Here is a 23,184-nt window from a genome sequence, read left to right on the forward strand (position 1 = left end):
GGCTTCCCATCTGAGAGCTGCCAGGCGATGTTGCTGTGGTTAAAGCAAGCATCGAGCCAAGGTGCAGGAGTGCAGTCGATGCCAGGAAGTTGGGCCAGGCAATGGCGGTGAAGCGAACCATCAGCGAGCACGGTTGCGGTTAATGCCTCATCAGGAGGCAGGGCAGGCCCTGGCTTCTTCGACGTAATCCCTCAGCCAGCGCAGCACCTCGACGGCCTCCCAGCGATTGGGGTCGAACATCGCATAGGCCAATCCCTGATAACCCACCACGTCGAGCTGGCGGTGATAGCCGGCGCGTTGCAGCAGTGCTTCGATCTCGGCGAAGCAGGTGTTGAAGTGCAGGCGGTTGAACGGCGTTTTACCTTCGGTAACGATCCCCTCCAGATGCAGCTCCTCGACGATGAGGCGCACCTTGTCCAGCGGCATCCGATTGATCGTGTGTTTGAGTTGCAATACGTCCAGCATCGTTAGGCTCCCGCTATAGGCCTGAGCTCGCCGGGAAATGTCCGGGCCGGCGATCGTGTAATGACGGCTGCTAGGGTAATTCAAAAATACTGTACAAATAAACAGTATTCGGTAATAGTGAGCCCCGACGCTTGCCGACTCCCCTGTCTGGTGGCGCTGTAAGGCGCTGCTGATCAATGCCGAGGACTCCCTGTAATGCACCAGATACTCATGACAATTGTGCTGTTGGTAACACTGACCGGCTGCGTACAGCCCCAGGTCGAGCAACCCAAGGTCAATGCCAATTACCTGGTCATCGAAGACGATCAGGCCTGGGCGGTACTGGTTTCCGATGGCAAGCGGGTCGAGGAACACGGCGTTGTGGTCGACGCCATCAAGCTGAACAGCAAGCAGGCACCCGTTGCCGCGAGCTATGTGATCGACACGCCCAATTGCGGCAAGCTGCAGTGGCTGGTCGAGCGCCAGGACGCCGCCGATGGCGTCACCACCCGCATGACCCTGCACGACAACAAGCAGCTGAGCGCCTCGAACTGCCTGATCGGCGAGGGCCTTACGCGGGTCTGGACGGTGCTGGACTATTCCAGCTGATCTTTCTTCGGTTGACCTCAGGCGCTGGCCGCCGCTTTGCGTTCCTCGGAGGTGATGCGCTGGCAGATCTCGATGATTTGTTCACGCATCCAGCGGTTGGCGGGATCCTGATCGGTACTTTCATGCCAGTACAAGTGGGTCTCCAGCGAGGGGATGCCGGCCACCGGCAGTTCACTGAAGTACAGGTCGTTGTCGCGGGCGAAACGTTCCGGCACGGTGATCGCCATGTCGGTATCGCGCATCACCCGGCAGGCCATCAGGTAGTGCTGCGAGCGCAAGGCGATACGCCGCTGAATGCCCATCTTGCCCAGCGCCAGGTCGACATAGCCCAGGCCGCTGCGGCGGCTGGAGATCTGAATGTGGGTCAGTGACAGGTAGGCTTCCAGGCTGAGCTTTTCCTTGGCCAGCGGGTGCCCGTGACGCATGGCGCAGACATAGCGGTCCTCCATCAATTTGACGTGACGCACCTGCGGGTCGATGTTCAGCGGCGCATCCACGGCGAAGTCCAGTCGGCCGGCAGCCAGTTCCTTGGTGGTTTCACGGCGCTTTACCAGCATGCTTTCGATGGTCACGCTCGGCGCCTGGCGGCGCAGACGCTGGAACAGCGGCGGCAGCACCACCGCCTCGGTGAGGTCGGTCATGCTGATGCGAAAGCTCTTGGTCGCCTGGGCCGGGTTGAAGGTGCGGCTTTCCTGCACCGAGATGCGCAGCTGCTGCAAGGCGTTGCGCACCGGCGTGATGATGTTCTGCGCCATTGGCGTGGGCACCATGCCCTGGGCGGTGCGCACGAACAATGGGTCGTTGAAGGTCTCGCGCAGACGGGCCAGTGCGTTGGATACCGCCGGCTGAGTGATGCCGACGATCTGCCCGGCGCGGGTGAGATTGGCTTCGGTGTAGATGGCGTCGAAGACCACGAAAAGATTGAGATCGACATTATTCAGGTTCATGCCTGAGCGACTCCGCAGTTGTTCTTGTGGGCCGATCTTATATCGGTGATGAATGTTAATACACGCCGAAAATAGCGTCGATTTATGACCCGCCGTCCACTAGGATCCGTGGCACACAGAAATGCAGTCGAGGTGTGCCGTGGATTTCGCCTATTCCCCCAAGGTTCAGCAACTGCGCGAGCGCGTTACCGCGTTTATGCAGAATCATGTCTATCCGGCCGAGGCCGAGTTCGAGCGTCAGGTTGCCGAAGGTGATCGCTGGCAGCCGACTGCGATCATGGAGCAGCTCAAGGATCGCGCCAGGGGCGAGGGGCTGTGGAACCTGTTCCTGCCTGATTCCGAGCTGGGCGCGGGGCTGACCAATACCGAATACGCGCCGCTGGCAGAGATCATGGGCAGCTCGCTGATCGGAGCCGAGCCGTTCAACTGCGCAGCGCCCGATACCGGCAACATGGAAGTGCTGGTGCGCTACGGCAGCGAAGCGCACAAGCGCCAATGGCTCGAGCCGCTGCTCAGCGGCGAGATTCGTTCGGCCTTCGCCATGACCGAGCCGGGCGTTGCTTCGTCGGACGCCACCAACATGCAGGCCACGGCCGTTCGTGATGGCGATCAATGGGTGATCAATGGCCGCAAGTGGTGGACCTCGGGCGCTTGCGACCCACGTTGCAAGATCATGATCTTCATGGGCCTCAGCAATCCGGATGGCCCACGCCACCAGCAGCATTCGATGATTCTGGTGCCCATGGACACGCCCGGCGTGAAGGTGCTGCGCCCGCTGCCGGTGTTCGGTTATGACGATGCTCCCCACGGTCACGCCGAAGTGCTGTTCGAGGACGTGCGCGTGCCGTACAGCAACGTGCTGCTCGGTGAGGGCCGCGGCTTCGAAATCGCCCAGGGCCGCCTTGGCCCAGGCCGCATTCACCATTGCATGCGTTCCATCGGCATGGCGGAACGGGCGCTGAAACTGATGTGCGAGCGCGCCCTCGAACGCACGGCGTTCGGCAAGCCGCTAGCGCGCCTGGGCGGCAATATCGACCTGATCGCCGAGTCGCGCATGGAGATCAATATGGCGCGCCTGCTCACGCTCAACGCGGCGTACATGATGGATACCGTCGGCAACAAGGTGGCGGCCAGCGAGATTGCGCAGATCAAGGTGGTGGCGCCGAATGTGGCGTTGAAGGTGATCGACCGCGCCATTCAGATCCATGGCGGGGCAGGGGTCAGTGGTGATTTTCCGCTGGCCTACTGGTACGCCATGCAGCGTACCCTGCGCCTAGCCGACGGCCCGGATGAGGTGCACCGTGCGGCCATTGGCAAGTACGAGCTGGGCAAGTATCTGCACAAAGCCTGAGGGGCTAGCTGCCCGGCTCCTTGCCGGCGTCGGGCACCAGGCTCAGTCGCTCGCCGTTCAGGCGCATGTGCAGCTGCGCCGCGACGGCGCGGGCGGCGCCTTCATCGTCGAACATCAGCGTGCGCTTGCCCAGGCGCACGCACCAGCGCACGCCGTCCGGCTTTTCCAGTCGCTCAAGCTGCACGTCTCTTTCGTTCACGTCGTCTCGGCAGGCTTCTTGTCGCGGGTTTTCAGCAGCGACAGGATGACGCCACCGAACAGCACGCCCATGGTAACGCCGAGCGAGAGCAAAGCGGGAACCTTGATGAAACCGTGCAGGAAAATCTTGCAGCCGATGAACATCAGCACGATTGCCAGCGCGTACTTCAGATAAACGAAACGGTGCATCAGTGCGGCCAGGGCGAAATACAGTGCGCGCAGGCCGAGGATGGCGAAGATGTTCGAGGTGTAGACGATGAACGGATCCTGGGTGATGGCGAACACCGCCGGCACGCTGTCCACCGCGAACACCAAATCCGCCAGCTCGATGAGCACCAGAGCGAGCAGTAGCGGCGTGGCGAACATCAGCATCTTGCCGCTGACGGGATCCTTCTGTCGCACCAGAAATTTGCCGCCATGCAGGTCGTCGGTGACACGGATGTGCTTGCGCAGGAAGATCAGCAGCTTGTTTTGCGACAGATCCGGATGCTCGTCGTGGTCCTTGCTGAACAGCATCTTGATGCCGGTAAACAGCAGAAAGGCGCCGAACACATAGAGGATCCAGTCGAACTGCTGCACCAGAGCGGTTCCCAGGCCGATCATGATCGCCCGCAGCACCACCACGCCGAGGATGCCCCAGAACAGCACGCGGTGCTGGTATTTGCGGGGGATGCCGAAGAAGCCGAGGATCATCGCCATGACGAACACGTTGTCCATCGACAGCGACTGTTCGACCAGAAAGCCCGTGTAGAACTCCAGCGCCTTGGTGGCGCCAAGCTGCCACCAGACCCAGCCGCCAAAGGCCACGCCCACGCTGAAATAGCCCGAGTAGAGCAGCAGGCTCTCGCGCATTTCGATTTCGTGTTGTTCACGGTGCAGCACGCCCAGGTCGAAGACCAGCAGGGCGATGACGATGACCACGAAGGCCAGCCAGAAGTAATACGGGGTGTCGAGAAACGGCGTGAGCATAAAGGCATGTAGAGCTGTCATGGGCCCTCCCTGTCGATGCCTAAGTTGAGATTCAACTTGGTGACTCCGACATCACGATGAGGGCGACTCATCGCCAGAGGGGCCCGGCGTCACTTGCTTGAAAGGCTAGGCCGGATCACGCGTCCGAGCAAGTTTTCGGCCGCGCCTCAAAACGGGTCAGTAGACCCAGACTTCCACGCGGCGATTCTTCAGCCTGCCGCTGTCGCCCTCGTTGTCGGCAACCGGCAGCTCGTCACCCAGGCCGGTGACCTCGCGCATCACCACGCCTTCGCGAACCAGCTCGCGGCGTACCGCCATGGCGCGCAATTTGGAGAGCAGCTCGGCCCGCGCGGGCAGGGCCTTGGGGTCGCCAAAGCCGACCAGCACCACCTTGCTCTGAAGCTTGTCGTGCTCGCGCAGATAGTCGAGCACGCGGTGCAGGTCCTGCTGCGCCTTGTTGTCCAGGCTGGCGCTGCCTTCCTGGAAGCGGAAGTTGACCGACAGACGCTGGGCGTTGCGGGTCAGTTCCTGGTAGGCCGGCGGCATGTCCGCGGTGGCGGCAATTTTCACGGCTTCAACGCTCTGGGCGATGAAGCCGTTCTGGGCGACGATGGCTTGCCCGCGTGGGCTTTGCGCGAACTTGAGCAGGGCCTCGGCCCAGGGATTGCTGCGCTTGGGCGCCGCGTACAGGAACAGGCGGCGCGACAGCGGGTAATCCTCGGTGGCGATCAACGTCACGCTGGGCGCCATCGGCTGCGAGTCGCCGGCAGCGATAGCCACCGCCTTGGCCCTGCGCACATAGGGCAGGCCGATAAAGCCGATGCCGTTGACATCGCTCGCCACCGAGTCGGACAGCTGTTCGCTGGACTCGAAGCGCTTGGCCTCGGCCGAAAGCTGCTTGCCGTTGGCGCTCAGCACCAGTTCCTTGAAGGTGTCGAAAGTGCCGGAATTGTCGTCACGGGCATACAGGTCGATGGCGCCGGAGCGGCCGCCCAGTTGTGCCCAGTCGCTGATCTCGCCGGAAAAGATTTGCGCCAGTTGCAGGGTACTCAAGGCGCTTATGGGGTTGCTTGGGTGTAGCACGATGGCCAGGCCGTCGATTGCGATCACCTGCTCGGCCTCACGGCTCTGCATGTTGCCCAGCGAAGCCAGGCTGGCACTTTCGCTGTCCTTGATCGGCCGTGAGGAGGCCGCCAGCTCGGCGCTGCCCTGGCTGAGCGCAGTGAAGCCGGTGCCCGAGCCGTGGGCGGCGATGGTCACGCTGACCTTGCGACCGGCCGCGTTCAGCGCGCTGACCGTCTGCTCGTTTTCCTGGGTAGCGCTGGTGCGTATGTCATTGAAACCTTGCTCCTGCAACAGGCCCCTGACCAGCGCCGGGCCGAGCTTGGCGCCAATGGTGTTGGAGCCCTGGATGCGTAGCACGGGCTGATCGCCAGCCGGAACGGGCAGGGCGGCGAATGCCGTCCAGGGGCTCAGGTAGAAGACGAAACCGAGCAGCAGAAAGGTCGCCGTGCGGCTCCAGGTTTCACGGTCACAACGGGTTGAGGCGCGCAGCATGCGGCAATCACCTTGCAAGGGATGGCGGAAGTGCTGCGACGATAAGACAGAAAAATGACTACAAGATGACGGTGGGTCAGCCCAGCTGCAGCCAGATTGGCGCGTGGTCCGAGGGCTTTTCCATGCCGCGCAGTTCGTAGTCGATACCCGCGTCCTTGAGGCGATCCTGCAGGGCGCGCGAGGCGAGGATCACGTCGATGCGCAGACCGCGCTTGGGCTCGTCTTCGAAGCCTCGGCTGCGGTAGTCGAACCAGCTGAAACGGTCATCCACCTCGGGGTGCAGCTGACGGAAGCTGTCGACCAGGCCCCAGTTCTTCAGGGTCGCCAGCCACTCGCGCTCTTCGGGCAGGAAGCTGCATTTACCGGTCTTCAGCCAGCGCTTGCGGTTCACCTCGCCGATACCGATGTCGCAATCCTCGGGGGAGATATTGATGTCGCCCATGACGATCAGCGGCTGGTCGTGGGCGAAGCGGTTGCTCAGGAGTGCCTGCAGGTCAGCGTAGAAACGCTGCTTAGCGGGAAACTTGGTTGGGTGGTCGCGGCTTTCGCCCTGGGGAAAGTAGCCGTTCATGACGGTCACAGGGTTGCCGTTGGCGTCGGCATAGGTGCCATAGATGAAGCGGCGCTGGGAGTCCTCACCGTCGTCCGGAAAGCCCTTGGTGATGTCGAGCGGCGCCTGGCGCGACAGCAGCGCGACGCCGTAATGGCCTTTCTGGCCGTGGTAGTGCACGTGGTATCCCAGGGCGCGAATCTCCGCCTCGGGGAACTGGTCGTCGCTGACCTTGGTTTCCTGCAGGCCGATCACATCCGGCTGGTGCTTCTCGATCAGTGCCGCGAGTTGATGCGGGCGGGCGCGCAAGCCATTGATGTTGAAGGAAACGAGTTTCATGTCGGCGATCCTGAGCGTAGCTGGCAGTAAAACAGCGATGCTAGCTGATCGCATCGCCGCACGGCCAGCGCAGCGGGAAATCGTTTCGATACGTACATGCACTGGAATAGAGCGTTTGCCGTGATAGCATCGCCGTCATGAGAGTACTTTCGACCCTCGGCGCGGGATGCGCGCTCATGCTGTTCAGTGCCACGTTGCTCGCCGAGGATGCTCGCCTGGTGGTCAGCGTGCAGCCGGCCAACAATGCCCTGAAGAGCAACGTCGAAGGTTATATCGGCAACCTTGGCGAGCGTGACGCCGAAGCCCTGCAACGCCTGCGCCGTGTGGTCGAAGGCCAGGCCGAAAAAGCCGCCCAGGCGCTCGGCTATTACCAGGCGCAGATCAGCACCGAAGTCATCGAGCAAACGCCGCCGCGCCTCAACGTACGTATCGTGCCCGGCGAGCCGGTACGCCTGGGCAACGTCACCGTGCGTATCGACGGCCCCGCTTCGCAAATGCGCGCCTTCCAGTTACCCAAGGACGCTCAGCTCACATCGGGTGCGCGGCTCAATCACGGCCGCTACGAGGCCGCCAAACGGCATATTCAGAACATGGCGTCGCGCTACGGTTTCTTCCGCGGGCGCTTCACGCAGCAAAGCCTGCGCATCAACCCCCAGGCCGGTGTGGCCGATATCGAGCTGGTCTACGACAGCGGCCCGCGCTACACCCTGGGCCAGGTCAGCTTCGACGGCGACATGCCCTTCGATGACGAGCTGCTGCAGCGCATGGTGCCGTTCCCGGCGGACACGCCCTATGACTCCGAGCGGATCGCCGAGCTGTATGAGGCGCTGCGCTCCAGCGGTTACTTCGAGTCGGTGCGTGTCGATGCCAGCCCCACGGTGGCCGAGCAGCAGGTGATACCGGTCAAGGTCCATCTGCAGACCCGCCTGCCGCGCACCATGGGGCTGGGCCTGGGTTTTTCCACCGACGTTGGCCCGCGCGGTCGCATCCAGTGGGAGCGCCACTGGGCCAACCCGCAGGGCCACAGTTATGGCGCGGAAATGGAGCTGTCGGCGCCGCGGCAGAATGTCGGCCTGTGGTACGACATTCCCGGTAATCCGCCGATGACCGACAAGCTGCGTCTGGCCGGCGGTTATCAGTATGAAGAACTGGCCAACACCGACAGCCTCAGCCGTCTGCTGACCGTCGGCCCGGAGTGGCACAGCAAGCTCGACAGTGGCTGGCAGCGGGTGATTTCCCTGAAATGGCAGCGCGAAGAATACCGCCTCGGCGACGACTCGGGCCTAAGTACGTTGTTGATGCCGGGTATCAGTTATTCGTACCTGCACAGCGACAGCCGCATCGACCCCAACAACGGCTATCGCCTGCAGTTTGATGCCTCGGTTGCCAAGGAAGGGCTGCTCTCCGATTCCGATGTGGTGCACGGCAACGTGCTGGTCAAGGGCCTGACCACGCTCTGGCAGAACCACCGCTTTCTCGCTCGCGCACAATTCGGCGGCACCGAATCCAAGGGCTTCAACTCCTCGGTGCCGCCGTCGCTGCGTTTCTTCGCTGGTGGCGATCAGAGCGTGCGCGGCTATGACTATCAGAGCCTGTCGCCGGAGAACAATGATGGCGATCGCATCGGCGGGCGCTATATGGTCGCGGCCAGCGCCGAGTATCAGTACAGCATCCTCGACAAGTGGCGCGTGGCGACCTTCTACGACACTGGTAACGCCTTCAATTCCCTGCAGATGCCATCGTTGAAGAGCGCCGTGGGTATCGGCGTGCGCTGGGTGTCGCCGGTCGGGCCGCTGCGCCTGGATCTGGCCCATCCGCTGGATGACGAAGGCGGCGTGCGCCTGCACTTTTCCATGGGGCCGGAACTGTGAGGGGTGCGCTGAAATACACCGGCTTGAGTCTGGCCGGACTGCTGGCGCTGCTCGTGTTGCTGCTGATTTGGGTGCTGGGCACAGCCGCCGGCAGCCGCTTTACGCTGGGCCTGGTGCCGGGGCTTGTGGTCGACGGATTCGAGGGGCGCCTGGGCGGTCACTGGACGGCCGAGCAAGTGCACTGGCAGCAGGGCGACGATCAGGTACTGGTCCACCAGGCGCAATTCGACTGGTCGCCGTCATGCCTGCTGCGCCTGACGCTGTGCATCGACACGCTGCGCAGCGAACGCATCGAGCTGAGTTTCGCGCCCAGCGAGGCGCCGCCAAGCGACGAGCCTTTCAGCCTGCCGCAGCTGAACCTGCCACTGGCGCTCGAGCTCGGCGAGGTGTGGCTCGGCAGCCTGCAGCTCAATGGCGCCGATCAGCTGCAAGGCCTCGAACTCGCCGCGGACTGGGCCAGCGAAGGGCTGAACATCAGTCGCTTGCATGTGCAGCGCGACGAGCTGGTCGTCGACCTGCACGGCTATGTGCAACCCAGCGGTGAATGGCCGCTGAAGCTCAAGGGCAGCGCTGTGCTGCCGGCACCCGGTGACGAGCCCTGGAACCTGGCGCTAGAGATCGAGGGTGAGCTAATTCAGGGCCTGGCGCTGTTCGTGGATAGCTCCGGTTATCTGGCGGGCCGCCTGAGCGGCGAGGTGCAACCGCTGGCCGAGCATATTCCGGCGCGGCTCTCGTTGAGGGTCGATGGTTTTAAGGCCGTCGAATCGTTGCCCGAGACTCTGCGCCTCAATGGTGTGGCGCTGCGGGCTGGTGGCAACCTGCAGGACGGCTACCAGGTTCACGGTATCGGCTTGCTGCCCGCCGATGGTGCCGTGGTGGCGCTGTCGCTGGACGGCCGCGTCGATGCCAAGGGTGCGGATATCGAGAATCTCAGCCTGTCAGCCGGCCCCGGCGAGCGCTTGGCCGTCAACGGACGCCTCGACTGACAGGACGGCTTCAGCGCCGATACCCATATCGACTGGGAGAACTTCCCCTGGCAGCGCCTCTATCCCATGGGCGAAGCGCCGCCCGTGACGCTGAAAAAGTTGACCGGTGATCTGGCCTACGACAATGGCAATTACCTGGGCAACCTGTCCGCGGCGCTGGATGGCCCGGCCGGCGCCTTTGAAGTGCAGACGCCATTGAGCGGCGACCTGCAGCAGATCCATCTGCCGCAACTGCAGGTGCGCGCCGGTCAGGGCAAGATCGATGGCCAGCTCACCGTCGGTTTCGCCGAGGCGGTGCGTTGGGATGCGCAATTGCAGGTCAGCGACTTCGACCCGGCCTACTGGGTCGCCGAGCTGCCAGGGCGTATCGCCGGGCCGATTCGCAGCAAGGGCCAGTTGCTCGACGGGCGCCTGGAGCTGACCGGCGATCTGGACCTGCAAGGCCGCCTGCGGGGCCGGCCGGCGCAACTGCAAACCCAGGTGGCCGGTGCTGGCGAGCGCTGGGATGTGAGCACGCTCAGCCTGCGCCTGGGCGATAACCGCATCGACGGCAGCGGCCAGCTGGATCAGCGCCTGCAGGGCCAGCTGCGCATCGCCCTCAACCGCCTCGGCCAGTTGTGGCCCGGGCTGCAAGGCCAGGCTAATGGTCGCCTGGATCTGGCCGGCAGCCTGCAAGCGCCACAAGGCACCTTCACCTTGAACGGCCAATCACTGGCCTTCGAGCAAACCCGCCTGAGGCAGCTGGGTGTGGACGCCACCCTGGATGGCAACGGCCAGGCCAAACTGCAATTGCGCGGGCAGGGCATCGCCAGCGGCGACAGCCAGTTTGGCAACCTGACGGTCAACGGCGCCGGCAATCAGCGTCAGCAGCAGATGGACCTGAGCCTGCAGGGGCCACAACTGCAAACCAGTCTGGCGCTGGATGGCACCCTGGATAAAGGCGACTGGCGCGGTCGTCTGAGCCGCGTCGAGATCCAGGCCGGTGGCCAGGACTGGCGTCTGCAGGCACCTGCCTCACTGGTGCGCCTGGCCAGCGGCGAAATCGACCTGGGCGCCCACTGTCTGCGCTCCGGCGCGGCCAGCCTGTGCGGGGAGAATCAGCGCCTGCAGCCGGAACCCAAGATCCGCTATCGTCTGGCCGACTTCCCGCTCGACAGCCTGTCGCCCTGGTTCCCGAAGGACTTCGCCTGGCAGGGCACGCTGGATGCCGACGTGCACCTCGACCTGCCGTCTGCCGGCCCCAATGGCCGCGTGGTGGTGGATGCCGGCAGTGGCATCTGGCGCGTGCGCGATCAGGATCAGTGGGTGGATTTCAGCTACGACAGCCTGCGCCTGAGCAGCGAACTGCGGCCCCAGCGTATCGACAGCGAGCTGAGCCTGCGTGGTCCGCGCATCGGCGAGCTGTCGGTGCAGGCGCAGCTCGACCCGCGGCCGGACAACAAACCGCTGTCCGGCCAGTTCCGCTTGAGCGGCCTCGATCTGGCGATCGCGCGGCCGTTCGTGCCCATGGTCGAGCGCCTGACCGGTCAACTGAACGGCAGCGGCACGCTGTCCGGCGATCTGCTCAAACCCCTGGTCAACGGCCAGCTGGCGCTCAGCGACGGTGAAGTGTCCGGCGGAGAGTTGCCGACCAGCTTCGAGGACCTGCAGGTGCGCGTGCTGATCGCTGGCGAAAGCCTGCAGCTCAACGGCGGCTGGCGCAGTGGCAACAAGGGGCAGGGCACGCTGGACGGCGCGCTGGCCTGGAGTGGCCCGCTGAATGGCAACCTGAACGTCAAGGGCAGCAGCCTGCCGGTCAACGTCGAGCCGTACGCGAATCTGGAGATGGCACCGGACATGCAGGTGCGTCTGGCCGATGATCAGCTGTCGGTCAGCGGTAAAGTATCGATTCCCCGCGGCAAGATCGTGGTGCGCGAGTTGCCACCGTCCACCGTAAAGGTCTCCGACGATGCGGTGATCGTCGGCGAAGACCCTCGGGAAAAGCAGCCGGTGGCGATCAGTATGGACATCGACGTGGACGTCGGCAGTGACAAGCTGACCTTCAGCGGTTTCGGACTCAACGCTGAGCTGGCTGGACAGGTGCACATCGGCGATGACCTCGATACCCGCGGCGAGCTGAACCTCAACAAGGGCAACTTCCGCGGCTACGGTCAGCGCCTGACCATCCGACGTGCGCGTCTGCTGTTCGCTGGGCCGATCGACCAGCCGTTCCTGGATATTGAAGCGATTCGCAAGGTCGACGACGTAGTGGCCGGGCTGCGCCTGACCGGCAGCGCCGATCAGCCACGCACCGAGGTGTTCTCCGAGCCGGCCATGAGCCAGGAACAGGCGCTGTCCTATCTGGTACTAGGGCGCCCGCTGTCGAGCGGCAGCGAGGACAACAACATGCTTGCCCAGGCGGCATTGGCTCTCGGCGTGGCCGGCAGTTCCGGGGTCACCGGCTCGGTCGCCGAGAGCCTGGGCATTCAGGACTTCCAACTGGACACCGACGGCAGCGGCCGCAGCACCAGCGTGGTGGCCAGTGGCAACTTGTCCGAGCGCTTGAGCCTGCGTTACGGCGTCGGCGTATTCGAGCCGGTCAACACCGTGGCGCTGCGTTACGCGCTGACGCGACGCCTGTATCTGGAGGCTGCCAGCGGCCTGGCCAGCTCTCTTGACCTGTTCTACAAGCGCGATTTCTAGGCCGGTAGCCGGCGGCTCACGGCGCCAAGATAAGCGTTTGCGGGCCGCTGTTACTGGCGTAGGATGACCGCTCCTGCGTGTTTCCAACCATCAAGAGAAGGATCGTTTCATGGCACAAGTAACCCTGCGCGGTAACCCGGTTGAAGTCGCTGGCCAGTTGCCGCAAGTCGGTCAGCAAGCGCCGGCATTCACCCTGGTTGGCGCTGGCCTGGCTGACGTCAGCCTGAGCAGCCTGGCGGGCAAGCGCAAAGTGCTGAACATTTTTCCAAGCGTCGACACTCCGACCTGCGCCACCTCGGTACGCAAGTTCAACGCCGAGGCCGGCAAGCTGGAGAACACCGCGGTGCTGTGCATCTCGGCCGACCTGCCGTTCGCCCAGGCGCGCTTCTGCGGTGCCGAAGGCCTGGAAAACGTCCAGAATCTGTCGACCATGCGCGGCGCCGAGTTCCTCAAGGACTACGGCGTAGCCCTGAGCTCCGGCCCGCTGGCTGGCGTGGCAGCCCGCGCCGTGGTGGTGCTCGATGAGAACGACAAGGTGCTGCACAGTGAGCTGGTCGGCGAAATCGCTGACGAGCCAAACTATGACGCGGCCCTGGCTGCGCTGAAGTAAGCCAACCGCGTTACCCGAAACGGCCTGCCTTGCGCAGGCCGTTTTCGTTTCAGAGGTTCAGCGTCTGCATTGACCCTGGCGTGTAGCGTTCACCGGCGACGGCCTTAGCAGGAAAGATATCGTCCAGCGCCGCCACCTCATTCATGCTCAACTCGATCTCCAGCGCCGCCAGATTTTCATCCAGATAGCGGCGGCGCTTGGTGCCGGGGATCGGCACAATGTCCTCGTCCTTAGCCAATACCCAGGCGAGCGCCAGTTGTGCAGCGCTGATGCCCTTGTCGGCAGCCATGCTCTGCACCTTGGCAACCAGTTGCAGGTTTCTGGCGAAGTTCTCGCCCTGAAAGCGCGGATTGTGGCGACGGAAATCATCGGCCTCAAAATCGTCAGGGCTCTGCAGCGCACCGGTCAAGAAGCCTCGGCCAAGTGGACTGTAAGGCACGAAGGCGATGCCCAGTTCCCGGCAGGTTGCCAGCACGCCGTTTTCTTCGGGGTCGCGGGTCCACAGCGAATACTCGGTTTGTACTGCTGTGATGGGGTGTACCGCGTGGGCGCGACGCAGGGTGGCCGGTGCCACTTCGCTGAGGCCGATATGGCGGATTTTGCCTTGAGCGACCAGCTCGGCAAGCGCACCGACAGTCTCTTCGATGGGGACAGCGGGATCGATGCGATGCTGGTAGTACAGATCCAGATAATCCGTGCCCAGGCGTTTCAGGCTGCCCTCGATGGATTGGCGCACATAATCGGGATGACCGCTGACGCCACGCTTGTGCGGGTCTTTGGCGTCGCGAAGGATGCCGAACTTGCTGGCCACGAAGGCCTGCTGGCGACGGCCGGCCAGGGCGCGGCCCAGTAGCTGTTCGTTGGTGTGCGGGCCGTACATATCGGCGGTGTCGAGGAAGTTCAGGCCGCGCTCGAGGGCATGGTGAATGGTGGCGATGGACTCACGGTCGTCACGGTCGGCCGTGTAGAAGTCGCTCATGCCCATGCAGCCCAGACCAATGGCTGAAACCTGAGGGCCGTTGTGGCCCAGTTGGCGGGTTTTCATCTTCAGCTCCTGTAAATGAGTGGAGCCAAGAGTTTGGTTGTTGCAGGTTTGCAGATAAACTGGCTAAAAATGCATGCACTATTCGGTTTTGGAAAATAATCAGTTATGGATCGCTTGCTTGCCATGCAGGTTTTCACGCGCATCGTCGAACTCGGCGGTTTTGGCAAGGCGGCCGACAGCCTGGGGCTACCCCGGGCTTCGGTGACGCAACTGATCAAACAGCTTGAGAAGCACCTGGGCGCGCAACTGCTGCAGCGTACCACCCGACATGTCAGCCCTACGCTCGATGGCAGCGCCTACTACGAGCGCTGCCTGGCCGTGCTGGCGGATATTGACGACGCCGAGTCGCTGTTCTCCGATGCCCGCGCCAACCCGCAAGGTCGTTTGTGCGTTGATCTGCCGGCCTCGATCAGCCACCGCGTGGTGATACCTTCGTTACCCGCGTTCTTTGCGCGCTACCCGCGTATCGAGCTGCAGATTGGCGCAAGTGACAGGCCGGTCGATCTGGTCCGTGAGGGCATCGACTGCGTGGTGCGCGCCGGTGCTGTGCATGATGTCAGCCTGGTCGCTCGGCCGCTGGCGCGGTTGCCGCAGGTTACCTGTGCAAGCAGCGCCTATATCGAGCGGCATGGCTTGCCGCGGGACTTGGACGAACTGTTAAGTAAGCATCAGGCGGTCAACTATGTGTCGCCGCTGACTGGCCGGCATTTTCCCTTCGATTTCATGGTGGCCGGCGAGCGTCGGGAACTGCAGATGCCCGGCTATATGGCGATCAGCAGCTCGGAAGGCTACGTGGCCGCCTGTGAGGCTGGTATGGGCATCATCCAAGCGCCGCTGTACCACGTGCGCGAGCAATTGCGCGCCGGCACGCTGCTCGAGGTGCTGCCCGAGTACATGCCCGCGCCGATTGAGTTGGCGGCTCTGTACCCACCGCATCGCCAGCTGTCGCGGCGGGTGCGGGTGTTCGTCGATTGGCTGGTCGAGCTGTTCGGGCAGGCCGATCTGCATCGCCAATAGGGCAAGCTGCCTAGGGTCTGTTGCCGTTTCACGCACGGCTGCGCCGGAGCCCGTTTTGTCGCGAGGCAAGGCACGAGCCGCGAAGTTTAGCTAGCTAAATGAGCCGGCGAGAAACGCCGCATCGCGACAAAACGGGCCCGGCCCTAAGGGTTGTGCGGGAAATCTCGCCATGCGTCGTTGGAGGACTTGGCAAGGGAAAACGCGGACGGCTAGTCCATTCCCTGCGTCCTCCGCCTAGCGGATCGCCGCCCGGCCTGGCGAGATTTCTCGCGACAACGCGGCTCGCGTTGAAACGGCAACAGACCCTAGCTCAATGCGCCTTGTTCAGCGCGGCAGTGACCAGCCGGCGCAGACGGTTGGCCACCGGCGACAGCTCGCGACCTTTGACCAGCAGCAGGTAGTAGGGCGACATCTCGATAGTCATGTTCAGCGGCAGCACCTTGAGTTTGGCGCCGACCTGATCGCCGAGCAGCAGGTCCGGCACTTCGCTGGCCAGCGGCGCGATGGCCGATGACGACACCAGGATGGCAATCATCGCCAGGAGCGAAGTGGTGTTGGTGATGTTGGTCGGCAGCGGGGCGCCGGCGCTGAGAAAGGCGGTTTCCATCGCCTCGCGGATCGGCGCGCGGTGGCTCTGCATGACCCATTCGTAGGGCGACAGGTCGCGCAGCGTCACCTGGTCGACGTTGGCCAGCGGGTGATCCTGGCGCACGATCAGCTTGAGGGTTTCGGTGCGCGCCGGGTAGATCTCGAAATCCGTCGGGTTGACGCCGCGGGGCAGGCGGGCCAGCACGAAATCGTTCTTGCCGCTGGCCAGGTCATGCACCAGCTCGTCACTGGCGGCGACGTTGACGTGCACGTCGGCGCGCGGCGAGATGGCCTTGAGCTGGCGAATCGCCGGGATCACGAAACCCACCGCTGCACCGGTCACCGCGCCGACCGTGGTCATGCCGCCTTCACCGCGTTTGAGCTCTTCAACATCCTGGGCCAGGTCGCGCAGCTCCACCAGCATGTTGTGTGCACGACGTGCCAGGGCTCGGCCGATCAGCGTTGGCACCATGCCCTTGGCGTGGCGCTCGAACAGCCGCGCGCCAAGGGTGTGTTCGATGTCGGCGAGCATGCGCGACGCCGCTGGCTGGGTGACGGTCAGCTCGTCGGCGGCCAGGCCGAGCTGGCCGTGCTCGGCGATCGCGGCGATCAGCCGCAGTTGCGGGATCTTCAGATGGCGGGCAATTCCGATATCCATGGTGGTGCTCGTTGTTGTCGTTGTGGGAGCGAGTGTGCGCCCGAGCGCAGATACTGTCGATCAGCTGCATAACAATTTTGGTATGCAGTTGAGCGAAATATGAATTTGCCTGATATGCGGTGTGCTTCTATCGTCAGCTCTGCTTTGAGCTCTTCGTTGCCCCAACAACAATAAATCGCGATGTCGCGCGTCCCTGAGCGCGCCAGGCGTCGCCAGGAGAAGCTGAATGAACACCATCCGTAAACTCGTGGCCGCCATGGCCATGGGCGCCACTCTGGTCAGCGCTGCATCGGTTGGCGCTGCCGAAAAGGGCTTCGTGGGTATCGCGATGCCGACCAAGTCGTCCGCGCGCTGGATCGACGACGGCAACAACATGGTCAAGCAGCTGGAGAAAGCCGGCTACAAGGCCGACCTGCAGTACGCCGAAGACGACATTCCCACCCAGGTCTCGCAGATCGAGAACATGATGGTCAAGGGCGTCAACGTCCTGGTCATCGCTGCCATCGATGGCACCACCCTGACCAACGCCTTGGAAAACGCCGACGCTGCCGGCATCAAGGTGATCGCCTATGACCGCCTGATCCGTGACAGCGAATACGTCGACTACTATGCGACCTTCGACAACACCAAGGTTGGCGTGCTGCAGGCCGAATCCCTGGTCAAGGGCATGCAGGCGCGCGGCAAGGGTCCGTACAACGTCGAGCTGTTCGGTGGCTCGCCGGACGACAACAACGCCTACTTCTTCTACAACGGCGCCATGTCGGTGCTGCAGCCGCTGATCGACAAGGGCGAGATCAAGATCCTTTCCGGCCAGACCGGCATGGGCAAGGTCGGCACCCTGCGTTGGGACGGCGCTACCGCCCAGGCACGCATGGATAACCTGCTGTCCGCCAACTACACCAAGGAGCGCCTCGATGGCGTGCTGTCGCCCTATGACGGCATCTCCATTGGCGTGCTGTCGTCCCTGAAAGGCGTTGGTTATGGCTCGGGCGACATGCCGATGCCGATCGTCACCGGTCAGGATTCGGAGGTGCCGTCGGTGAAATCGATCCTCGCCGGCGAGCAGTATTCGTCGATCTTCAAGGACACTCGCCAGCTGGCCGAAGTGACCGTCGGCATGGTCAAGGCGCTGCTCGAAGGCAGCGAGCCGCAGATCAACGACACCAAGACCTACGACAACGGCAAGAAGGTCGTTCCGGCCTACCTGCTGCAGCCGGTCACGGTCGACAAGAGCAACTGGGAAAAGGTGTTGATCGACAGCGGTTACTACACCAAGAACCAGATCCAGTAAGCCGCTCTGCCGGCAGCCTCGTCGCTGCCGGCCTTTCACCTCCTTGTTTACCTGAGCATGGCGCGCTCGCTGCGGCTGGCGCGTGCCTTGCGGATGGATAAAGCCATGCAGCAAGACATCATTCTGGAAATGCGCGGCATCACCAAGACGTTCCCCGGCGTGAAAGCGCTCAACAACGTCAATCTGAAGGTGCGACGCGGCGAAATTCACGCCCTGTGCGGCGAGAACGGCGCCGGCAAGTCGACCCTGATGAAGGTGCTCAGCGGCGTGTATCCCCACGGCAGCTACGAAGGCGAGATCGTCTACGAAGGCAAGCCGCTGGCCTTCACCGGCATTCGCGACAGCGAGCGTGAAGGCATCATCATCATCCACCAGGAGCTGGCGCTGGTGCCGCTGCTGTCGATCGCCGAGAACCTGTTTCTCGGTAACGAGATCGCCAGTAATGGCGTGATCGACTGGCCCGAGGTGTACCGGCGCACCGAAACGCTGCTCAAGAAAGTCGGCCTCGACGAGGTCGCCACCACGCCGGTGGAGAAGCTTGGTGTCGGCAAGCAGCAACTGGTGGAAATCGCCAAGGCGCTGGCCAAGGACGTCAAACTCCTGATTCTCGATGAGCCCACCGCGGCGCTGCAGGAAAACGACAGCCAGAAGCTGCTCGACCTGCTGCTGGAGTTTCGCGCCCAGGGGATTTCCTCGATTCTGATTTCCCACAAGCTCAACGAAGTCAGCCGCGTCGCCGACAGCATCACGGTGCTGCGCGACGGCGCCTCGGTGAGCAGCATGGATTGCCATACCGAAGCGGTCAGTGAAGAAACCATCATTCGCGGCATGGTCGGCCGCGACATGGAGAACCGCTACCCGGAGCGCACGCCGCGGATCGGCGAAACCCTGTTGGAGATTCGCGACTGGAACGTCTGGCACCCCGAGTCGGCGTCCCGGCAGATGATCCGCAACGTCAACCTGCGCGTGGCCGCTGGCGAAGTGGTCGGCATCGCCGGGTTGATGGGGGCAGGGCGCACCGAGCTGGCGATGAGCGTGTTCGGCAAGAGCTACGGGCGCAACATCTCCGGCTCCGTACACCTGCGCGGCCAGCCGATCGACGTGTCGACCGTGCGCCGCGCGGTGGACAACGGCATCGCCTACGTCACCGAAGACCGCAAGGCCCTGGGCCTGGTGCTCGACGAGAGCATCCAGTGCAACACCACCCTGGCCAACCTGCCAGGCGTGTCGAAGCACGGGGTGATCGACGAGCACGAGGAGCGCCGGGTCGCCGAGCAGTACCGCGAGGCCATGCACATCCGCACGCCGGGGGTATTCCAGAAGGTGCTCAACCTGTCGGGCGGCAACCAGCAGAAGGTGGTGCTCAGCAAATGGCTGTTCGCCAAGCCCGAGGTGCTGATTCTCGACGAGCCCACCCGCGGCATCGACGTGGGTGCCAAGTTCGAGATCTACAGCTTGATCAACCAGCTCGCCGCCGATGGCAAGGGCGTGATCATCATCTCGTCGGAGATGCCTGAACTGCTGGGCATGTGCGACCGCATCTACGTAATGAACGAAGGCGCCTTCCTGGGCGAACTGGCACGTGAAGAGGCGAGCCAGGAAAAGATCATGTCGATGATCGTCAAGGCGTGAGCGAGGACAACCCAATGGATAACAACAACCAAACCGCACAAACCCAGCAGGCCCAGCCGGCGCGCCCCTCGCTGCTGGGCCACATGAAGAGCCACATCCGCGACTACGGCATGCTGCTGACCCTGGTGGTCATCATGGCGCTGTTCGAGGTGCTCACCGACGGCACGCTGATGCGCCCGGTCAACCTCACCAACCTGCTGCTGCAGAACAGCTACATCATCATCATGGCCCTGGGCATGCTGCTGGTGATCGTCTCGGGGCATATCGACCTGTCGGTCGGCTCGGTGGTCGGCTTCGTCGGCGCCGCCGCGGCGGTGATGATGGTGCAGTGGGGCTGGTCCACCTCGCTGGTGGTGCCGGTGTGCCTGTTGATGGGCTGTCTGATCGGCGCAGCTCAGGGGTACTGGATCGCCTATTGGCAAATCCCCTCGTTCATTGTGACGCTCGCCGGCATGCTGGTGTTTCGCGGCCTGACCCTGGCTGTACTCGACGGCCAATCGATCGGCCCGTTCTCCAGCAGCTTCCAGCTGATGAGCAACGGCTTCATTCCGGACATCTTCGGCGTCAAGCGCCCGAACGTCACAGCTCTGGTGCTCGGTGTGTTCGCTGCCGCGCTGATCATCTACCTGGCGGTACGTGGCCGTCGACGTGCCAAGCGCTACGGCATCGTCGACGAGCCCGGCGTGTTCTTCATCGCCAAGAACCTGCTGATCGCCGGCGCCATCGTCTATATCGCGTATCTCTTGGCCACCTATCGCGGCCTGCCGAACGTGCTGATCATCATGGCCATGCTGATCAGCGCCTACACCTTCCTGACCAACCGCACCACGCTGGGCCGACGCATCTACGCCATCGGCGGCAACGTCAAGGCGGCCAAGCTGTCGGGCATCAACACCGAGCGCCTGACCTTCCTGGCCTTCGTCAACATGGGCATGCTCGCCGCCCTGGCCGGGCTGATCTTCGCCGCGCGCCTCAACACCGCCACGCCCAAGGCTGGCGTGTCGTTCGAGCTGGACGTGATCGCCGCGGTGTTCATCGGCGGAGCTTCGATGTCCGGTGGTGTCGGCAAGATCATCGGCGCAGTGATCGGCGCCCTGATCATGGGCGTGATGAACAACGGCATGTCGATCCTCGGCATCGGCATCGAATGGCAACAGGTGATCAAGGGCCTGGTGCTGCTGGCCGCGGTGATCTTCGACGTGGTCAACAAGAGCAAATCGCGCTGAGGCGCCACCCACCTATTTCCGCAGTACCGCGGGCGCCCGGCAAAGCCGGGCGCCGCGGGATGAACACGAGGTAACAGGCCATGAATAGCCACAATCAACCATCAGGCAAAGCGGTGTACGCCGACCTGGCTGGGCGCACCGTGCTGATTTCCGGTGGCGCCACCGGCATCGGCCGCGCACTGGTCACCGCGTTCGCCAGGCAGGGTGCGCGTACCGCCTTCGTCGATATCGACGACAAGCATGGCAAGGCCCTGGCCAGTGAGCTGACAGAAGCAGGCCACCAGGTGCTGTTCCTGCGCTGCGACATCACCGATGTGAAGGCCTATCAGGCGGCCATCCACAAGGTGGCTGAGCAGTTCGGGCCGATCACCGCGCTGCTCAACAACGCAGCCAATGACGTGCGCCACGCCCTGGATTCGATCAGCGTCGAGCGCTTCGACGAGCTGATCGCCGTGAACCTGCGTCACGCCACCTTCGCCACTCAGGCTGTGGTGCCGATGATGCGCCAGGCTGGCGGCGGCGCGATCATCAACTTCGGCTCGGTGGGCTGGATGATGGCCTCGGCCGGCTACCCGGTATACGCAGCGAGCAAGGCCGCCACCCACGGCCTGACCCGTGGCCTGGCGCGGGAGCTGGGCAAGGAGCGGATTCGCGTTAACACCCTGGTTCCTGGCTGGGTGATGACCGACAAGCAGTTGGCCATGTGGGTCGACGAAACGGCCAAGGAGCAGATTCGCCAGAACCAGTGCATGCCCGGCCAGTTGCTCCCCGAGCATATCGCCGACATGGCGCTGTTCCTGGCATCCGATGCGGCAGCGATGTGCACCGCACAGAACTTCATCGTTGATGGGGGTTGGGTATGAGTACCTTCAAACCGGCAGTCTGGCCGCGCAAACTGCGTTCTACCGAATGGTTCGGCGGCGACTCGCGTGACCACATCTATCACCGCAGCTGGATGAAGAACCAGGGCCTGCCGGCCGACCTGTTCGACGGCCGCCCGGTGATCGGCATCTGCAACACCTGGTCGCAGCTCACGCCGTGCAACGCGCACCTGCGTGATCTGGCCGAGCGGGTCAAACACGGTATTTATGAAGCCGGCGGCCTGCCGCTGGAGTTCCCGGTGTTCTCGGCTGGCGAGAGCTCGCTGCGACCGACCGCGATGATGTACCGCAACATGGCGGCGATGGACGTCGAGGAGGCACTACGCGCCAACCCGCTGGACGGCGTGGTGCTGCTGGCCGGTTGCGACAAGACCACGCCGGCACTGCTGATGGGCGCCGCCAGCGTCGATATTCCGGCCATCGTGGTGTCCGGGGGGCCGATGCTCAACGGCTGGTTCCGTGGCGAGCGGGTTGGCTCGGGTACCGCGCTGTGGCAGATGTCCGAAGACATCAAGGCCGGCAAGATGAGCCGCGAGGACTTCCTCGAGGCCGAGCAGTCGATGTCCCGCTCGCCGGGCTCGTGCAACACCATGGGCACCGCCAGCACCATGGCCAGCATGGCCGAAGCGCTGGGCATGGCGCTGTCCGGCAACGCAGCGATTCCGGCGGTGGACAGCCGCCGCCGGGTGGTCGCGCACCTGACCGGGCGGCGCATCGTGCAGATGGTCAAGGACGACCTGAAACCGTCCGACATCATGACCCGCCAGGCCTTCGAGAACGCCATCCGCGTCAACGGCAGCATCGGCGGCTCGACCAACGCGGTGATCCACCTCTTGGCCATCGCCGGTCGCGTCGGCGTCGATCTGACTCTGGATGACTGGGACCGTCTCGGTCAGGACATTCCAACCATCGTCAACCTGATGCCCTCGGGCAAATACCTGATGGAAGAGTTCTTCTACGCCGGCGGCCTGCCGGTGGTGATCCGCATGCTCGGCGAGGGCGGCAAGCTGCACAAGAGCGCACTGACCGTGTCCGGCGAAACCATCTGGGAAGAGGTCAAGGGCGTTCGCAACTGGAACGAGGATGTCATCCGCCCGGTGGACAAGGCGCTTACCGCCAAGGGCGGCATCGCCGTGCTGCGCGGCAACCTGGCGCCCCGTGGCGCGGTTCTCAAGCCCTCGGCGGCTTCGCCGCACCTGATGCAGCACCGTGGCCGCGCCGTAGTGTTCGAAGACATCGACGACTACAAGGCGAAGATCAACGACGAGAGCCTGGATATCGACGAAAACTGCGTGATGGTGCTGAAGAACTGTGGCCCGCGCGGTTATCCGGGCATGGCTGAAGTGGGCAACATGGGCCTGCCGCCCAAGGTGCTGCGCAAGGGCATCACCGACATGGTGCGCATTTCCGATGCACGCATGTCCGGCACGGCCTACGGCACCGTGGTGCTGCACACCACGCCGGAAGCGGCGGCCGGCGGCCCGTTGGCGGTGGTGCGCGATGGCGACATGATCGAACTCGACGTAGACGCCCGACGCATCCATCTGGATATCACCGATGAAGAACTGCGCCAGCGCCTGGCCGAGTGGAAGCCCACCGTCGAGGCACCAACCAGTGGCTACATCAAGCTGTTCCACGATCACGTGGAGGGCGCCGACAGCGGCGCGGACTTCGACTTCCTCAAGGGCTGCCGTGGCGCCGGCATTCCCAAAGACAGCCATTGAGCAGGAGAG

At 63.5% G+C, this 23,184-nt stretch carries 18 protein-coding genes and 1 pseudogene; 11 read left to right on the top strand and 8 right to left on the bottom strand.

Annotation, left to right across the window (positions count from 1 at the left end; translation table 11 throughout):
- Nucleotides 1-150: 150 nt before the first annotated feature.
- Nucleotides 151-465, bottom strand: a complete 315-nt coding sequence (locus tag BM279_RS13445) for a hypothetical protein (RefSeq protein WP_013791620.1) — start codon at nt 463-465, stop codon at nt 151-153.
- Between the two features lie 195 nt (nt 466-660).
- Between BM279_RS13445 and BM279_RS13450 the strand changes: the two genes are divergently transcribed.
- Nucleotides 661-1,053 carry a hypothetical protein gene (locus BM279_RS13450; RefSeq protein WP_027905536.1) on the top strand — a complete coding sequence of 131 codons (393 nt, stop codon included), beginning with the start codon at nt 661-663 and terminating at the stop codon, nt 1,051-1,053.
- 17 nt (nt 1,054-1,070) lie between these two features.
- Here BM279_RS13450 and BM279_RS13455 read toward each other — a convergent pair whose 3' ends face one another.
- The gene (locus BM279_RS13455) at nt 1,071-2,000 is read right to left on the bottom strand and encodes a LysR family transcriptional regulator (RefSeq protein WP_093504417.1); all 930 of its coding nucleotides are present in this window, start codon (nt 1,998-2,000) and stop codon (nt 1,071-1,073) included.
- Between the two features lie 139 nt (nt 2,001-2,139).
- Here BM279_RS13455 and BM279_RS13460 point away from each other — a divergent pair, with 139 nt between their 5' ends.
- On the top strand, nt 2,140-3,351 hold the full coding sequence (locus tag BM279_RS13460; protein ID WP_093504419.1) for an acyl-CoA dehydrogenase: 1,212 nt from the start codon (nt 2,140-2,142) through the stop codon (nt 3,349-3,351).
- 4 nt (nt 3,352-3,355) lie between these two features.
- On the opposite strand, the gene BM279_RS13465 is transcribed toward BM279_RS13460, so the two are convergent.
- The 4 genes from BM279_RS13465 to xthA all read right to left on the bottom strand — a co-directional run bounded on the left by BM279_RS13465 (nt 3,356) and on the right by xthA (nt 6,964).
- On the bottom strand, nt 3,356-3,550 hold the full coding sequence (locus BM279_RS13465) for a hypothetical protein (protein ID WP_143103592.1): 195 nt from the start codon (nt 3,548-3,550) through the stop codon (nt 3,356-3,358).
- Nucleotides 3,547-4,539 carry a TerC family protein gene (locus BM279_RS13470; protein ID WP_093504421.1) on the bottom strand — a complete coding sequence of 331 codons (993 nt, stop codon included), beginning with the start codon at nt 4,537-4,539 and terminating at the stop codon, nt 3,547-3,549. Before BM279_RS13470 ends, BM279_RS13465 begins: the two co-directional genes overlap by 4 nt.
- A gap of 156 nt (nt 4,540-4,695) precedes the next feature.
- The gene (locus tag BM279_RS13475) at nt 4,696-6,075 is read right to left on the bottom strand and encodes a phosphate ABC transporter substrate-binding/OmpA family protein (RefSeq protein WP_093504423.1); all 1,380 of its coding nucleotides are present in this window, start codon (nt 6,073-6,075) and stop codon (nt 4,696-4,698) included.
- A gap of 76 nt (nt 6,076-6,151) precedes the next feature.
- On the bottom strand, nt 6,152-6,964 hold the full coding sequence (xthA, locus tag BM279_RS13480; protein ID WP_093504425.1) for an exodeoxyribonuclease III: 813 nt from the start codon (nt 6,962-6,964) through the stop codon (nt 6,152-6,154).
- 176 nt (nt 6,965-7,140) lie between these two features.
- On the opposite strand from xthA, the gene BM279_RS13485 reads away from it, so the two are divergent.
- The 3 genes and pseudogenes from BM279_RS13485 to tpx all read left to right on the top strand — a co-directional run bounded on the left by BM279_RS13485 (nt 7,141) and on the right by tpx (nt 13,113).
- Nucleotides 7,141-8,835, top strand: a complete 1,695-nt coding sequence (locus tag BM279_RS13485; protein WP_093504427.1) for an autotransporter assembly complex protein TamA — start codon at nt 7,141-7,143, stop codon at nt 8,833-8,835.
- A pseudogene (locus BM279_RS13490) lies at nt 8,832-12,503 on the top strand (translocation/assembly module TamB domain-containing protein). The gene BM279_RS13485 and the pseudogene BM279_RS13490 overlap by 4 nt, the downstream one beginning before the upstream one ends.
- 109 nt (nt 12,504-12,612) lie before the next feature.
- Complete coding sequence (gene tpx / locus BM279_RS13495; protein WP_093504429.1) at nt 12,613-13,113, top strand: thiol peroxidase; 501 nt, start codon at nt 12,613-12,615, stop codon at nt 13,111-13,113.
- Between the two features lie 49 nt (nt 13,114-13,162).
- Here the strand turns inward: tpx and BM279_RS13500 are convergent, their stop codons facing one another.
- Nucleotides 13,163-14,158, bottom strand: coding sequence for an aldo/keto reductase (locus tag BM279_RS13500; RefSeq protein ID WP_093504431.1), 996 nt, complete (start codon nt 14,156-14,158; stop codon nt 13,163-13,165).
- A gap of 105 nt (nt 14,159-14,263) precedes the next feature.
- On the opposite strand from BM279_RS13500, the gene BM279_RS13505 reads away from it, so the two are divergent.
- Complete coding sequence (locus BM279_RS13505) at nt 14,264-15,175, top strand: LysR family transcriptional regulator (protein WP_093504433.1); 912 nt, start codon at nt 14,264-14,266, stop codon at nt 15,173-15,175.
- Between the two features lie 310 nt (nt 15,176-15,485).
- Here the strand turns inward: BM279_RS13505 and BM279_RS13510 are convergent, their stop codons facing one another.
- Nucleotides 15,486-16,421: a LysR family transcriptional regulator gene (locus tag BM279_RS13510; protein WP_093504435.1), complete on the bottom strand. Its 936-nt coding sequence runs from the start codon at nt 16,419-16,421 to the stop codon at nt 15,486-15,488.
- Nucleotides 16,422-16,647: 226 nt separating this feature from the next.
- Here BM279_RS13510 and chvE point away from each other — a divergent pair, with 226 nt between their 5' ends.
- From chvE to araD, 5 genes are all read left to right on the top strand, one after another.
- Nucleotides 16,648-17,712, top strand: a complete 1,065-nt coding sequence (gene chvE / locus BM279_RS13515) for a multiple monosaccharide ABC transporter substrate-binding protein (protein WP_027905527.1) — start codon at nt 16,648-16,650, stop codon at nt 17,710-17,712.
- 105 nt (nt 17,713-17,817) lie between these two features.
- Nucleotides 17,818-19,344, top strand: coding sequence for a multiple monosaccharide ABC transporter ATP-binding protein (mmsA, locus tag BM279_RS13520; RefSeq protein ID WP_093504437.1), 1,527 nt, complete (start codon nt 17,818-17,820; stop codon nt 19,342-19,344).
- Nucleotides 19,345-19,358: 14 nt separating this feature from the next.
- On the top strand, nt 19,359-20,570 hold the full coding sequence (gene mmsB / locus BM279_RS13525) for a multiple monosaccharide ABC transporter permease (RefSeq protein WP_093504439.1): 1,212 nt from the start codon (nt 19,359-19,361) through the stop codon (nt 20,568-20,570).
- A gap of 80 nt (nt 20,571-20,650) precedes the next feature.
- Entirely contained in the window at nt 20,651-21,433 is a 783-nt protein-coding gene (locus BM279_RS13530) for an SDR family NAD(P)-dependent oxidoreductase (RefSeq protein WP_093504442.1), read from the top strand.
- Nucleotides 21,430-23,175, top strand: coding sequence for an L-arabinonate dehydratase (gene araD, locus BM279_RS13535; RefSeq protein WP_093504444.1), 1,746 nt, complete (start codon nt 21,430-21,432; stop codon nt 23,173-23,175). Before BM279_RS13530 ends, araD begins: the two co-directional genes overlap by 4 nt.
- The last annotated feature ends 9 nt before the right edge of the window (nt 23,176-23,184 follow it).

The sequence above is a fragment of the Phytopseudomonas straminea genome (genome assembly GCF_900112645.1).
Lineage (GTDB): Bacteria > Pseudomonadota > Gammaproteobacteria > Pseudomonadales > Pseudomonadaceae > Aquipseudomonas > Aquipseudomonas straminea.